General features: G+C 35.1%; 15 protein-coding genes. 1 reads left to right on the plus strand and 14 read right to left on the minus strand.

Going from position 1 to position 14,232, the window contains the following annotated elements; all coding sequences use genetic code 11:
- Window positions 1–3 precede the first annotated feature (3 nt).
- The 3 genes from GMB29_RS26775 to GMB29_RS26785 all read right to left on the minus strand — a co-directional run bounded on the left by GMB29_RS26775 (window position 4) and on the right by GMB29_RS26785 (window position 2,352).
- On the minus strand, window positions 4–210 hold the full coding sequence (locus tag GMB29_RS26775) for a DUF951 domain-containing protein (protein ID WP_136356314.1): 207 nt from the start codon (window positions 208–210) through the stop codon (window positions 4–6).
- 16 nt (window positions 211–226) lie between these two features.
- Window positions 227–1,096: a mechanosensitive ion channel family protein gene (locus tag GMB29_RS26780; protein WP_406600301.1), complete on the minus strand. Its 870-nt coding sequence runs from the start codon at window positions 1,094–1,096 to the stop codon at window positions 227–229.
- 260 nt (window positions 1,097–1,356) lie between these two features.
- A complete protein-coding gene (locus tag GMB29_RS26785) occupies window positions 1,357–2,352 on the minus strand; it encodes a YkvI family membrane protein (protein ID WP_136356373.1) in 996 nt (331 codons plus the stop codon).
- A gap of 120 nt (window positions 2,353–2,472) precedes the next feature.
- Between GMB29_RS26785 and yyaC the strand changes: the two genes are divergently transcribed.
- Entirely contained in the window at window positions 2,473–3,099 is a 627-nt protein-coding gene (gene yyaC, locus GMB29_RS26790; RefSeq protein WP_136356316.1) for a spore protease YyaC, read from the plus strand.
- A 175-nt stretch (window positions 3,100–3,274) separates the two neighbouring features.
- Here the strand turns inward: yyaC and GMB29_RS26795 are convergent, their stop codons facing one another.
- From GMB29_RS26795 to rpmH, 11 genes are all read right to left on the minus strand, one after another.
- Window positions 3,275–3,976 (minus strand): DUF554 domain-containing protein, encoded by a 702-nt coding sequence (locus GMB29_RS26795; RefSeq protein ID WP_136356375.1) that lies wholly within the window; start codon window positions 3,974–3,976, stop codon window positions 3,275–3,277.
- Window positions 3,977–4,070: 94 nt separating this feature from the next.
- A complete protein-coding gene (locus tag GMB29_RS26800) occupies window positions 4,071–4,925 on the minus strand; it encodes a ParB/RepB/Spo0J family partition protein (RefSeq protein ID WP_136356318.1) in 855 nt (284 codons plus the stop codon).
- Window positions 4,918–5,679, minus strand: coding sequence for a ParA family protein (locus GMB29_RS26805; RefSeq protein WP_136356320.1), 762 nt, complete (start codon window positions 5,677–5,679; stop codon window positions 4,918–4,920). The genes GMB29_RS26800 and GMB29_RS26805 overlap by 8 nt, the downstream gene beginning before the upstream one ends.
- Before the next feature lie 346 nt (window positions 5,680–6,025).
- Entirely contained in the window at window positions 6,026–6,901 is an 876-nt protein-coding gene (gene noc, locus GMB29_RS26810) for a nucleoid occlusion protein (protein ID WP_136356322.1), read from the minus strand.
- Between the two features lie 105 nt (window positions 6,902–7,006).
- Window positions 7,007–7,723 carry a 16S rRNA (guanine(527)-N(7))-methyltransferase RsmG gene (gene rsmG / locus GMB29_RS26815; RefSeq protein ID WP_136356324.1) on the minus strand — a complete coding sequence of 239 codons (717 nt, stop codon included), beginning with the start codon at window positions 7,721–7,723 and terminating at the stop codon, window positions 7,007–7,009.
- A gap of 17 nt (window positions 7,724–7,740) precedes the next feature.
- Window positions 7,741–9,630, minus strand: a complete 1,890-nt coding sequence (gene mnmG / locus GMB29_RS26820; protein ID WP_136356326.1) for a tRNA uridine-5-carboxymethylaminomethyl(34) synthesis enzyme MnmG — start codon at window positions 9,628–9,630, stop codon at window positions 7,741–7,743.
- Window positions 9,631–9,705: 75 nt separating this feature from the next.
- Complete coding sequence (gene mnmE, locus GMB29_RS26825; RefSeq protein WP_136356328.1) at window positions 9,706–11,091, minus strand: tRNA uridine-5-carboxymethylaminomethyl(34) synthesis GTPase MnmE; 1,386 nt, start codon at window positions 11,089–11,091, stop codon at window positions 9,706–9,708.
- Window positions 11,092–11,378: 287 nt separating this feature from the next.
- Entirely contained in the window at window positions 11,379–12,014 is a 636-nt protein-coding gene (gene jag, locus GMB29_RS26830; protein WP_136356330.1) for an RNA-binding cell elongation regulator Jag/EloR, read from the minus strand.
- Complete coding sequence (gene spoIIIJ / locus GMB29_RS26835; protein ID WP_235883164.1) at window positions 12,011–12,778, minus strand: YidC family membrane integrase SpoIIIJ; 768 nt, start codon at window positions 12,776–12,778, stop codon at window positions 12,011–12,013. Before spoIIIJ ends, jag begins: the two co-directional genes overlap by 4 nt.
- Window positions 12,779–12,927: 149 nt before the next feature.
- Window positions 12,928–13,272: a ribonuclease P protein component gene (gene rnpA, locus GMB29_RS26840; protein WP_136356334.1), complete on the minus strand. Its 345-nt coding sequence runs from the start codon at window positions 13,270–13,272 to the stop codon at window positions 12,928–12,930.
- Between the two features lie 279 nt (window positions 13,273–13,551).
- Window positions 13,552–13,686: a 50S ribosomal protein L34 gene (gene rpmH / locus GMB29_RS26845; protein ID WP_026561635.1), complete on the minus strand. Its 135-nt coding sequence runs from the start codon at window positions 13,684–13,686 to the stop codon at window positions 13,552–13,554.
- Between the last annotated feature and the right edge of the window lie 546 nt (window positions 13,687–14,232).

The raw sequence follows: 14,232 nt of genomic DNA on the forward strand, positions 1-14,232 counted from the left end.
AGCCTATTCACTTGTTTCTTCGTGTTTAACAAGTATCTTTTTCATCTTGCGGGAAAATTCCTTGCGAGGGATTAACACACTATGGTCACATCCCTCACACTTAATTCTTATATCCATTCCCATACGGATAATTTTCCAGCGGTTTGTTCCGCAAGGGTGTTGTTTTTTCATTTCAACAACATCATTTAAACCGTATTCCTTTTCAATCATGTGTTAACCTCCACTCTTACCCAACTTGTTCTTTTCTGTTGTACATCACCATTTTTGGATATGGTATTTCAATTCCGTGTTCATCTAAACGCAGTTTAATATCTTTTCGCAGCAATCGTGAAATTTTAAAATGACTCATTGGTTGTACTTCACAAACAACGCGTAAAATAACCTCTGATGCCGCTAAGTTTTGAATACCAAGTAATTCAGGAGGAGTAACAATTTCCTCGTATTTATCTGCAACCTCGTTGAGTAATTCCTGGACGATACGTTCTGCTTCTGGTATATCTGTTTCATATGAGATACTAATATCAACAACAGCCATACTATTATGAATAGAGAAGTTCGTTACTTCAGTAATACTGCCATTTGGTAATATATGCAGCTCGCCTGTCCAATTTTTAATCTTTGTTGTCCTTAGACCAATTTCTTCCACAGTCCCTTCGAAAGAAGCAACTCGTATATGGTCCCCTACAGAGAACTGATCTTCAAAAATAATGAAAAATCCTGTAATGATATCCTTCACCAAACTTTGTGCTCCAAACCCTACTGCAAGTCCTACGATTCCAGCACCTGCAAGCAATGCCCCCACATTAATGGTCATTGCCTCTAAAACCATAACAATAGCTATAAAGTAGACGACGTACGTTAAGATATTTTCCAATAGCTTTGCAAGCGTATTTTCCCTTCTTTCTGAAATACGCAGAGGTGATTTTCCGCGGAAGAAAAAGATCTTCCCAATAGCAAGTTTACCAATTCGAATAAAGATTGTTGAAATAAACATAATCAAAAAGATTTTTAATAACCCTTGTCCTAAATTAATCCATAATTCAACATTTGTGATGTACTCATAAGCTTGATTCCACATATCTTCAAGTATTTTCAATCTTATCACCTTTTTCTAAATAACTGTTTTTTTTATGTATCATACTATTTTCAAAACCTATTATACTCTATAAGTACCCCTAGTAAGCAGAAGAATACCTAATTGGAAATGGACTTTTATATCTTTCGTTTAAACGCGATAAAATAATACCGTATGGACTTTGTTCAAACAAAAACAAGGCTGACTCAGGCAAATAATATCCTTTCATCCATTAAAAGGACATTTGTTAAGTCAGCCTTTTCATGTATTTTATCAAGGATTTACCGAGTTTTAAAGCGATCTAATAATGGAAAAAGCAGGATGGTCATAAGCAGATATAGATTAATCAATCCGTAAATTGGGTATAAAATGGCAACAAGGTTTGCAAAGCCAAATCTTGTAAAGGGAATCATTAGTAAGATTAAGACGCATGCCATAAACCAAAATGGTAAGTTTGTCATGTGCTTGAATCTTGATGCTAGTCCAAATATTCCAGAAACCGCTGTCGTATATATGGCAAACCAAAGCATAATCGACATAAATAAGAATACCGCAAATGGTGATCCATTTAAAATTGCAAACAATGGAATTTCATATTCAGTAAGATAATCTGCCATTTGCACCAATGATTCATTGTAAATAAAAGAAATCGCACCTAACAAAATACCGCTTCCTATACTAGCGACTTTTGCTTCTTTCAGGCTCTTTATTTCCTTGCCAATTGCGGATAGAACCGCAATTAAGGGTAAAATATTTAACGATGTAAAGGTAAAGGCGGCCGGCCAATTATATTGCTTTGTCAAATCGACAACCCAAGAATGATGACTTGAGAAATTAAATGACAATAAAGCATAACACAAACCTACGATTAGTAGTGGAATGATCACTGCATTAAGTCTAATAATTCCATTTGTATCACTAAAAAAGAGAAGCACGACTAGAACGGAAATAATGATGATCCCTCCCCAATAAGGGACGGAAAATGCCTCAAGTGTAGCCCCACCACCTGCTAACATGACAACTGTTGTACTAAATAAATACAAGATAATTAAAACATCATATACATATGAAAGTTTTTTGCCAATTAACCTCTCTAACACAGGGAAAAAATGATTCGATTTCTCTTCATAACTTATTTTCATAATGACATATACAGCTATAATAAAAATCACAGTGAAAATAGCAATAGCCAGTCCGCTTTCAAACCCAAAAAATTGCCATAATTCCCTACCTGATGCATAACCTGCTCCAATAATTGTACCTAAGATTAAAAACATCCATTTTAATCCTGAATTCACCTTTTCTCACCTCTTAAGGCTGTCCTAATTACAACATGCATGTATAGAAATACCCTTTCCTCCGTATACTGTTACTACTATGTTGTGGGAGTGAAATCTATGAATCTAAAATCAGGACTTTTTCATTCATCTAAAATACAAGAACGAATTTATTATGAAGATGAACAAGCAATCCAGCACTTAGCAAATATGATTATTGAAAACATGCCAAAACTAAATATTAAACCAATTGTCATTGTATGCATTGGAACAGATCGTTCAACAGGAGATTGTTTAGGTCCTTTAATAGGTTTTAATATAAAAGATGAATTATCACACTTCCATGTATATGGTACGTTGAAAGATCCTGTACACGCAGTTAATTTAGAAGAAACAATGAAATTTATTAAAGAGAAACACCGTAATCCTTTTATTATTGCTATTGATGCATGCTTAGGGAGATTTAAAAGCGTCGGTTATATCCAAGTTGCTGAAGGAGCCATTAAGCCTGGTGCTGGTGTAAATAAGGAACTTCCTGCTGTAGGTAATATGCATATTACAGGAATCGTAAATGTTAGTGGTTTTATGGAGTTTTTAGTTTTACAGAATACTCGCCTGCACCTTGTTATGAATATGGCTACGATTATTTCAAAAGGAGTAATTGAAGCAGAAAAAAAATATATAGAAAAACGACAATCCTTTCGAAAAGATTGGTTAAAGGATGACCAAGATTCTGCTATACACTAAGCTTTCATATAAAAACAATGCTCTAATTGAATGCGACTTTGCAAAAAGAGATTCATTGTGCACTAAGCCTTCAACCCTTTACAGATCTCTTATTCTCCCTTTAAAATTTTTAAAGAAAAATAAATTCCATCCCTGATCAGGGATGGAATAAGCGAGCTTACGTTTAAAGAACCATTTAATAATGGTATTGCACTAGAACAATGATGGTAACAACGATGATACTTGGTAGTAAATTGGCAACACGAATTTGTTTAATACCAAGCATGTTAATACCAATTCCAAAAATTAGTACTCCTCCTGTTGCAGTTAACTCAGCAATTAATAGCTCCAACAATGAATCTGACAGAAATTGATGAATAACATTCGCAAATATTGCAATACCACCTTGGTATAAAAATACAGGTATTGCTGATAATAATACCCCGACTCCAAGTGTGCTTGCTAACACAATGCTCGTAAAGCCGTCAATCATTGATTTTGTTAAAAGAATAGCATGATCCTGCCTTAATCCACTATCAAGAGCACCCACGATAGCCATTGCACCAACGACGAAAATTAATGTTGCGGTAACAAAACCTTGTGTTATATTTCCGCTTTGAGACCGACCGAGTTTACGTTCAAGCATATGACCAATTTGCTGTAAACCATCCTCTAGACGAAGTAACTCACCAATTACAGTACCTACTATCAAACTAATTATCACAATAAAAAAATTATCACTCGATAAGGCCATATCTAAACCAAGCACAACAACAGCAAGACCTATTGCAGACATGACTGTTTGTTTCATTTGCTCAGGTATTTTCCTAAGCAGTAAACCAATAATTGTACCTATAATGATTCCTACTGCATTCACAGCACTTCCAAATAAAACCAATCCTCTTCCGCCTTTCTTTTCATGAAAAATTACGATTACCATTATAAAAAGACTGACTCCTTAAGAGCCAGTCCTGTAGGAAAAAATATCTTCGTTAAGAAGATTGTTGTGCATTCAGTAATTCTAAAATGCGTTCAAGATCCTCCTGAGAGAAGAATTCAATTTCAATTTTCCCTTTTTTCTTTTGTTTTTTTATCGTAACGGATGTACCAAAATACTCCTGTAAATAGGTTTCTCGTTCTTTTAGAAAAACATCTTTTTCCGGCTTATTCTTTTTCGTTTCACGTGAAACTTTATCATTTAACTGTTGAACAATTAATTCCACTTGTCGGACATTTAACTGTTCACGAATAATTTTTTCGACAAGTGGCTTCAGATGATCTTTTTTCTTTAATCCAAGCAGAGTACGACCATGTCCCATTGATAAATGACCTTCTGTAATAAGCTGCTGGATCTGTTTTGGTAAAGTTAATAGTCTAATATGGTTGGCAATATGGGGCCTACTTTTACCTAAACGCTTTGCTAACGCTTCTTGGGTAAAGTTAAGTTTCTCCATTAACGTCTGATAAGCCTGAGCTTCTTCAATTGGGTTAAGGTCCTCACGTTGTAAATTCTCTAAAAGGGCTAATTCCATCATTTGCTGTTCTGTTAATTCTCTAGTTACAGCTGGTATGACCGTTAACTTTGCCTCTTTAGCTGCACGAAATCGCCGTTCTCCAACAACAATTTCATATCCCTTTATACTTTTCCGAACAATAATTGGTTGTAAAATGCCATGTTGTAAAATAGATTCTTTCAGTTCATTAATTGCTTCCTGTTCAAAGGTTTTCCGAGGTTGATAGGGGTTCGGGCGAATATCGTTTATATTAATCTCTTGAACCGTTTCCTCCTGCCCTGCCTCTATGTTTGAGAATAAAGCATTAATTCCTTTTCCTAAACCTCTAGCCATTTACAACCACTTCCTTTGCCAATTCTAAATAAACTTCCGCGCCTCTAGACCTTGGATCGTAAATAATAATTGGTTGACCATGACTTGGTGCTTCACTTAAACGGATATTTCTCGGAATAATCGTATGATAAACCTTATCCTGAAAATATTTCTTTACTTCGTCAATGACTTGAATCCCTAAGTTTGTTCTAGCATCTAACATCGTTAATAGAACTCCCTCAATCATTAACTCCGTATTCAAATGTTTCTGTACAAGACGAACTGTACTTAATAGCTGGCTTAGCCCTTCTAATGCATAGTACTCGCATTGTACAGGTATCAATACGGCATCAGATGCAGTTAATGCATTGATTGTCAGTAAGCCTAATGATGGCGGACAATCAATAATCATATAATCATAATGATGTTTAACGGTTTCTAATGCCCTCTTTAGTCTGACTTCACGAGAAATGGTCGGCACAAGCTCTATCTCTGCACCTGCTAACTGAATCGTTGCAGGAATAATATCTAAATTTTCGACAGCAGTAGGCTTAATGACTTCCTTTACATCAACATCATCGACTAAAATATCATATATGCAATGTTCCACATCTGCCTTTTCAATACCTATACCGCTTGTTGCATTACCTTGTGGGTCAACATCGACGAGAAGCACCCGTTTACCGATGTATGCTAAGCAAGCACCTAAATTTACAGATGTCGTCGTTTTTCCAACTCCACCTTTTTGGTTTGCAATTGCAATGATTTTCCCCACGATGCCACCTGCTTTCATTAATAAAAACTCTATTACTACTAGAATTGATTATGGAAAATAATCATAATAAAATATTTCTGTTCTTATCATTTTTTATTTTATCATGAAAAAGTATAGAAAAGATTTACTTTTTTATGATTTCTACTATTTAGTCGAATTTAGGGAAATTCGATTTACAAATTGATATTTTCTATTATTAATGGGCAGGAATAAACATTTTTAAATAGGAAAAAGGCCTGACACATTATGTCAGGCCCTCTCTCATTCTACTATATTCTGAATATCGTATAAATCCAGTATGAAATCAATCTATATAAGTAAAAGTATATAAAATAAACATTACCTATTATTTAGGTATTTTTATCGTAAGTTGAATATATTCATCAAATTCTTCTTCTTCTGTATTTAGCTTAACACCGCTGTCTTCTACCATTGATAAGGATTGACGAATTGTATTCATTGCAATTCGAGTATCCCTACTAAATGCTTTTCGTTTAGGTTTCGGTTTCACAATATCTTTATCCAAGAGCCTAACAACTCGATCTTCTGTTTGTTTAACATTTAGTTGTTTTTCAATAATCTCTTCTAATAATTTTAGTTGTAGCTCATGGTTTTTTAGTGGAATTAGTGCTCGTGCATGTCGCTCTGTTATTTCTTTCTTGAGCAAGGCATCCTGTACCTCTTGTGGGAGTTTTAATAAGCGCAGCTTGTTCGCTATTGTTGATTGCCCTTTTCCAAGACGCTGAGCTAAAGCTTCCTGTGTAAGATTATGCAATTCAAGAAGTCTTGAATATGCAACAGCTTCTTCAATTGATGTTAACTCTTCTCTCTGGAGATTTTCGATGAGAGCAACACTTGCTGTTTCCGTATCATTAAAATCCTTAACAATTGCAGGTATATCATCCCAACCTAAAGTTTGTACAGCTCGCCAACGTCTTTCACCAGCAATAATCTCAAATTGCCCATCAATTTCGCGAACAACTATAGGTTGAATAATCCCGTGAGTACGAATGGTTAGCGCTAATTCTTCTATTTTCTCATTAGAAAAAACGGTTCGGGGTTGAAAGCGATTAGGAACAATATCCTTTATGAGGATTTTTTTGACCTCTTCTTTATGATCTTCTTCTATTTCTACTTTTTCCTGCGCTTCTTCCATATTAAATTGCTGCTCTGTTACTTCTTTTTCTCCCAAACCGAAAAACCGAGAAAATGGATGCTTCATGTACTTACACCACCTTTAAAAACTACCAATTATATTATTCTCTGTCAGTTTAATTATTTCCTGCAATATTCATAAATGTTCAAGTAAATGTTTCATGTGAAACATTTACTCAATCGGAAGCTTATTTGGAGTCCCCGGTTTTCTAGGATACTTTTTCGGTGTCCCCTTTATCTTTTCGATCACTAAAATTGTCCGTTCACTATTTTCCAAGGGTAATTCAAATGAGTGAATATGTTGAACTTTCCCGCCTAGTATTTGAAGGGCTTTCTCACCAGCATCCAGCTCCTCTTTTGCCGCTGCTGCTTTCATGGCTATAAAGTAGCCATCCTTTTTTACTAGTGGTATACATAATTCACTTAATACAGAAAGCCTTGCTACAGCTCTAGCAGTGACAACATCAAATGATTCTCGATGTTCCTGTTTTTGACCAAAAGTCTCAGCACGGTCATGGAATAATTGAACATGTTGTAAACCTAATTCTTTCGTAAGATGTGATAAGAAATTAATTCTCTTTTGTAATGAGTCTACGATTGAAACTCGTAAATGTGGAAAACAAATGTTTATTGGTATACTTGGAAAACCTGCACCTGCTCCAACATCACAAATAGAAAGAGGTTTTGAAAAATCAAAATAAAATGCAGCCGATATAGAATCATAAAAGTGCTTTAAGTAAACTTCTTTTTGTTCTGTTATCGACGTTAAATTCATTTTTCCGTTCCATTCTACTAGCAAATTGAAATATAAATCAAATTGATCCATTTGCTGCTGAGAAAGGATAATTCCTTTATCTGCAAGACTTGACTGAAATAATGCTTTATCCATATTCAAAACCTTTCTATTTATTGATTTGAAACCCGCGCAATTTTTCCCTGCTCGAGATATACCAATAGAATCGATATGTCAGCAGGATTTACCCCTGAGATACGAGATGCTTGCGCAACTGATAATGGTCTAACATTTTTTAATTTTTGACGTGCTTCATTTGCTAAACCATGTATTGCATCATAATCAATATTTTCTGGAATTTTTTTGTTTTCCATTTTCTTTAATTTCTCAACTTGCTGTAATGACTTCTCAATATAACCTTCATACTTAATTTGAATTTCGATTTGTTCTGCAACTTCAGGGTCAATTTCTTCTTCTGAAGGTATCAGTTGTTGAATATGTTCATACTTCATTTCAGGACGCTTTAATAGGTCAGAAGACCTAATACCATCTTTAAGCTCACTACCGCCTACTGAAACAATTAAATTTTGAGTTTCTTGGTTTGGCTTAATAATAATCGTATTTAAACGTTCTTTTTCTTGCTCAATTGCATGTTTTTTATTCATGAATTTCTCAAAGCGTTCTTCAGAAATTAATCCTAATTTTTTTCCTTTTTCTGTTAAACGTAAGTCAGCATTATCATGTCTTAATAACAACCGATATTCTGCTCTTGATGTTAATAAACGATATGGTTCACTTGTACCTTTCGTCACTAAATCATCGATAAGAACACCAATATAAGCGTCTGCCCTACTTAAAATGACTTCTTCTTTTCCAAGTGCTTTTTGTGCAGCATTAATACCTGCCATTAATCCTTGGCCAGCCGCCTCCTCATATCCTGATGTACCGTTAATTTGCCCTGCTGTAAATAATGATGGAATGTTTTTTGTTTCTAGCGTTGGCCATAATTGAGTTGGGACAATTGCATCATATTCAATCGCATAACCTGCTCTCATCATTTGAACCTTTTCAAGACCAGGTATTGTTTTTAGCATTTGTTGCTGAACATCCTCTGGTAAGCTAGTTGAAAGCCCCTGAACATAAACCTCTTGTGTGTTTCTGCCTTCAGGTTCTAAAAAGATTTGATGTCGAGGTTTATCATTAAAACGAACAACTTTATCTTCAATAGAAGGGCAATAACGCGGGCCAGTCCCCTTTATCATGCCTGAATACATCGGTGAGCGATGTAGATTATTGTCAATAATTTTATGTGTGTCTTCACTTGTATATGTTAACCAGCATGGAAGCTGATCTGTAATATATTTCGTTGTTTCGAAAGAAAATGCTCGTGGTACTTCATCACCTGGTTGTATTTCTGTTTTGCTGTAATCAATGGAATGACTATTAACACGAGGTGGTGTACCTGTTTTGAATCTGACTAAATCAAATCCTAATTCTTGTAAATGCTCAGATAATTTAATAGAAGGCTGTTGGTTGTTCGGACCGCTTGAATATTTAAGTTCTCCTAAGATGATTTCTCCTCTTAGGAAAGTACCTGTTGTTAGAACAACAGCTTTTGCAGAATATACAGCACCTGTTTGAGTCACAACACCTTTACAAATTCCGTCCTCCACAATTAATTTATCAACCATTCCTTGAAGTAATGTTAAATTTTTCTCATTTTCTAATGTTTTTTTCATTTCATGCTGATATGCAAATTTATCAGCTTGTGCACGTAACGCTCTAACAGCCGGTCCCTTACCTGTATTTAACATCCTCATTTGAATATGTGTTTTATCTATATTTCTTCCCATTTCTCCGCCAAGGGCATCGATTTCCCGAACAACGATCCCTTTTGCGGGTCCGCCTACTGACGGATTACAGGGCATAAACGCCACCATGTCTAAATTAATAGTAATGACAAGTGTTTTTGCTCCCATTCTCGCGGAAGCAAGTGCAGATTCACATCCGGCATGGCCTGCACCAACTACGATTACATCGTAATCTCCAGCATGATAAGACATGTATAAACCTCCTATTTTTTTCATTAATCTGTGTTTCATCAGTTAAGCTTCGCAAAGCCTCTTATCGAACCGAATCTATTTCCCTAAACAGAATTGTGAAAATAATTGATCAATTAAGCTTTCATGAACAGCGTCACCAATTATTTCACCAAGCTGTTCCCAGCATCGTGTTAAATCAATTTGAACAATATCAATAGGAACTCCTGCTTCAATACCTGTTAATGCATCATTAATAGAAGTTTGGGCAGCTGTTAATAAGGCAATATGACGGGAATTTGATACATATGTTAAATCACCGCTTTGTACATTCCCTTGAAAAAATAATGTACTAATCGCTTCTTCTAATTCGTCAATCCCTTTTTCCTCTAATAAGGAGGTTGTCACAACAGGTCTACCAGCCGCTTGTTCCTTCACTTTTTCCAGATCAATCCGTTGTTCAAGATCTGTTTTATTAACAATGACAATTAAATCCATACCTTTTACAGCTTCAAAAAGTTGAAGATCCTCATGTGATAACTCTTCATGGTAATTAAGGACAAGAAGGATTAAATCGGCTTCTTTTAACACCTTTCTTGATCGTTCGACACCAATTCGTTCGACTATATCCTCAGTTTCCCGAATACCTGCTGTATCAACTAAACGCAGAGGAACTCCTCTTACATTTACATATTCCTCGATTACATCCCTTGTTGTACCTGGAATATCGGTAACTATCGCTTTATTTTCATGAACAAGGCTATTTAGTAACGATGATTTTCCAACATTCGGCCTGCCGATAATGACTGTTGCCAGGCCCTCACGTAAGATTTTCCCTTGTTGTGAAGTTTGAAGGAGTTTATTTAGTTCATTTTTCACAAAAGTAGCTTTTTCAATTAGCATCGTATGAGTCATTTCCTCGACATCATCATATTCAGGGTAATCAATATTAACCTCAACGTGTGCTAAAGTCTCGAGAATTTCTTGTCGAAGCTTTTGAACAAGCTTTGATAATCTTCCTTCCATTTGCCCCAACGCAACATTCATTGCTCGATCTGTTTTTGCACGAATTAAATCCATTACTGCCTCTGCTTGCGATAAATCAATACGTCCATTTAGAAAAGCACGTTTCGTAAACTCACCTGGTTCCGCAAGTCGTGCACCATTTTGTATCGTTAATTGTAATACTCGATTAACAGTTACTAAACCACCGTGACAATTTATTTCAACAACATGTTCTCTCGTAAATGTTTTTGGTCCCCTCATCAATGAAACCATGACTTCCTCAACGACGTTCCCAGTCGCTGGATCAATAATATGACCGTAATGGATCGTATGGGAGTCAACTTGTGTTAGCCTTTTATCAGTAGGTGCTTTAAAAAGCTTGTCCGCAATCTCGATTGCTTCCTCTCCACTTAATCTTACGATTGCAATTGCTCCTTCTCCTAAAGGCGTAGATATGGCTGCTATTGTGTCTAACTCCATTTTTACGATCACCTCTCTTTTTTAACATTAATCTATATATTAAGTATTTTCCTTCTTACCATACGTATTATCAAATTTTTAAGATAACATATTTCACTTCTATAAGAAAGTAAAACAATCCTTAGTTATCCACAACACATTCTTCCCCACTTTAATCCTCTACTTATTTTAACTTATCCACATGTTAATAACAATATTTGCTCACTAAAGTATATTCATCTTCCTTTTTTGATTTATAGAAAATTTCAACTTCTTGATCAGTATTTCTCCATAAAAAAAGACCAACTCTATTTCGAGTCGGTCTTTCGTTTTGGTGAAATAACCAAATGTCGATTTGGTTCTTCTCCAACAGAATAGGTTTTTAGTTCAGTAAATTTCGATAAAGCAGCATGAATAATTTTCCGTTCATATGACGGCATTGGTTCTAAAGAAATATTCTTTGAGGTCCGAATAGCTTGTTTAGCAAGTCGTTCCGCTAACTGGTTTAACGTATCTTTTCTTCGACTGCGATAATTTTCTGCATCAACGACAATTTGTATATAATACTTTGAGTAACGATTTGCAACTAATTGTGTTAAATACTGCAGAGAATTTAACGTTTGTCCTCTTTTTCCAATTAAAACTGCCAGCTTGTCCCCTGTTAGTTGAAACGTAACAATTTTCCCAGACCGATTGACGTTAATTTGAGCATCAATCCCCATTTTCTCCATTACGTTTGAAAGAAAATTTTGAGCCTCTTTTACTGGATCATGAATAAGAGTTACTTTAACAGTTGCCGATCTTTTCCCGAAAATCCCAAAAATACCTTTTCTGCCTTCATCGACTACGATGATTTCTACTTCTTCTCTATCTGCTTTTAATTTTTTTAGTGCTTCTTCGACTGCTTCATTGACAGTAAGTCCATTAGCAGTTACCTCATTCACTTCTTATTTCCCCCATCTTTTACTCCCTTAAGTTCAGGTCCTTTTACAAAGTATGTTTGAATGATCATGAATAAGTTACCGACTACCCAGTACAATGACAGTGCTGCAGGGAAACTAATTGCAAAGACGACAATCATGATTGGCATCAACCAAAGCATCATGGCCATTTGCGGATTTTGATTTGCCGTTCCAGCCATCATCATCTTTTGTTGGATGAATGTTGTTATCCCTGCAACGATTGGCAAGATAAAGAATGGATCTCTTTCTCCTAGATCAAACCATAAAAAGGTATGTTCAGCAATTGCTTCCGTTCTCATAATCGCATGATAAAAACCAATTAAGATTGGCATTTGAATAATTAATGGAAAACAACCTGCAAGAGGGTTAACACCGTGCTTTTGGAATAAAGCCATTGTCTCCTGCTGAAGTTTTTGCTGTGTTTGTTGATCTTTTGAACTATATTTTTCTCTTAGTTTAGCCATTTCCGGCTGTAATGCTTGCATGGCTTTTGAACTTTTTGTTTGTTTAAGCATTAATGGTAATAATACTAAACGAATGATAATTGTAACCAGAATAATGGATACTCCATAATTATCACCGGTTATTTCAGCAAAGTATGTAATTAATTGCGATAATGGATAGACGATATACGAATTCCAGAATCCTTCGCTTTCATCTGTAATCGGTACATTAACCTCTGTACACCCAGTTAAAAGGGTTAAAATACTTAATAACCCTGTTATTAAAAGTATGCGCCTCTTCAAACCTTTTTTCCTCCTAATCAATAATAGATACATTCAGTACGTTAAAAGATAGAAAAAGTTTCACACAATAATCATCTTACCATTTTTATTATGTATTTTCTTTTATATACAAAAGATTTCATTAACATAATTTCTACATTTTTCTACATTTATTTAGATTTGTATAATTTCGCCTTGCGAAATAAGTGATTTAAACTACTTTTCACTTCATGATAATTCATTTCAGCAGCAGGCTTTCTTGCAATTATAATAAACTCTTTACCGCTTACAATTCGATGCTTTTCTTCTAAAAATACTTGTCGAATTAAGCGCTTAACACGATTTCTTGTAACAGCATTGCCTATTTTCTTGCTGACAGATAATCCAATTCGGAATTCTCGTTCTTCAGGATCTTGCAAAATATAAAGAACAAATTGTCTATTTGCGATTGATTTCCCTAGTTTAAAAACTTTTTGAAAATCTTCATTTTTTTTAATTCTATATTTCCTTCTCATATTGTTTCACTCCGGTATGTTTTGCTTCCTGTTTAGAACCTGATAAAACGCATGGTTATCCAGCTTAGGCACCTTCCCCACATGATCGTCGCTTGGTTAAGGTTGCCTGAGCATTGTGTTCCTTATCATTCAGCAAAATTCTCACCATCATTATGTCTAAAACAAAAATGCTTTAAACAAATTTCGATCTTCTCGAGCAATTATCGCTTTTATACTTCTTTTTAATAGATATGGTGATTTTCCATTTCTGAAAAAAAAAACCACTGATTTTTCAGTGGCCTATGCTGATAATACTTTTCTTCCTCTGCGACGACGGCGAGCAAGAACTTTACGTCCATTAGCTGTGCTCATACGGCTACGGAAACCATGAACTTTACTACGTTTACGTTTATTTGGTTGATAAGTACGTTTCATATATGACACCTCCCTGAGGAATAACAGTTAAAGACAGTCTTATTAATTATAGTTACCAACTATATAAATTGTCAACCACCCTTGTACTTTTAATTTTAATACTCTGGCTGGTCCAAGCTGATCCATAACGAAACTTCTTCATCTCCTAGTTGCAACCTTTCGTTTTCTCAAACTATTTTCATCAGCCGCTGGATGTTTTACATGATTCGTTCTTGTATAGCTTTCTTCTTGTGGATAAGATTTCGACACCATTCTTCAATATCCACATTGGTTATCGACAGGTTTTTCACATCCTAGCCTCTTGTGGACAATTTTCCTCAACAATCGATTAGTTATGTGGATAAGTTTGTAAAAAGCGTTGCATCTCTAGTTTTATTCTGATATTATATTTGTGTTTTCACTCTTAATATCGAATGTGTAAAATCCCATTATCCACAGTCTGTGGATAACATGTGGAAAGTTTATAAACAGCTTGTGTAAATTGTTGTCCACAATTAATGAGATTTGTCGAAAAGACGCTTTATTACTATATTATATATTTATACA

The sequence above is a fragment of the Metabacillus sediminilitoris genome (genome assembly GCF_009720625.1).
Taxonomy (GTDB): domain Bacteria; phylum Bacillota; class Bacilli; order Bacillales; family Bacillaceae; genus Metabacillus; species Metabacillus sediminilitoris.

What these genes read in the sequence shown, in the direction of transcription:
- GMB29_RS26775 (WP_136356314.1), bottom strand. Translation starts at nt 210, where the DNA reads ATGATTGAAAAGGAATACGGTTTAAATGATGTTGTTGAAATGAAAAAA.
- GMB29_RS26785 (WP_136356373.1), bottom strand. Translation starts at nt 2,352, where the DNA reads ATGTTTTTAATCTTAGGTACAATTATTGGAGCAGGTTATGCATCAGGT.
- yyaC (WP_136356316.1), top strand. Translation starts at nt 2,473, where the DNA reads ATGAATCTAAAATCAGGACTTTTTCATTCATCTAAAATACAAGAACGA.
- GMB29_RS26800 (WP_136356318.1), bottom strand. Translation starts at nt 4,925, where the DNA reads ATGGCTAGAGGTTTAGGAAAAGGAATTAATGCTTTATTCTCAAACATA.
- noc (WP_136356322.1), bottom strand. Translation starts at nt 6,901, where the DNA reads ATGAAGCATCCATTTTCTCGGTTTTTCGGTTTGGGAGAAAAAGAAGTA.
- rsmG (WP_136356324.1), bottom strand. Translation starts at nt 7,723, where the DNA reads ATGGATAAAGCATTATTTCAGTCAAGTCTTGCAGATAAAGGAATTATC.
- mnmG (WP_136356326.1), bottom strand. Translation starts at nt 9,630, where the DNA reads ATGTCTTATCATGCTGGAGATTACGATGTAATCGTAGTTGGTGCAGGC.
- mnmE (WP_136356328.1), bottom strand. Translation starts at nt 11,091, where the DNA reads ATGGAGTTAGACACAATAGCAGCCATATCTACGCCTTTAGGAGAAGGA.
- rnpA (WP_136356334.1), bottom strand. Translation starts at nt 13,272, where the DNA reads ATGAGAAGGAAATATAGAATTAAAAAAAATGAAGATTTTCAAAAAGTT.
- rpmH (WP_026561635.1), bottom strand. Translation starts at nt 13,686, where the DNA reads ATGAAACGTACTTATCAACCAAATAAACGTAAACGTAGTAAAGTTCAT.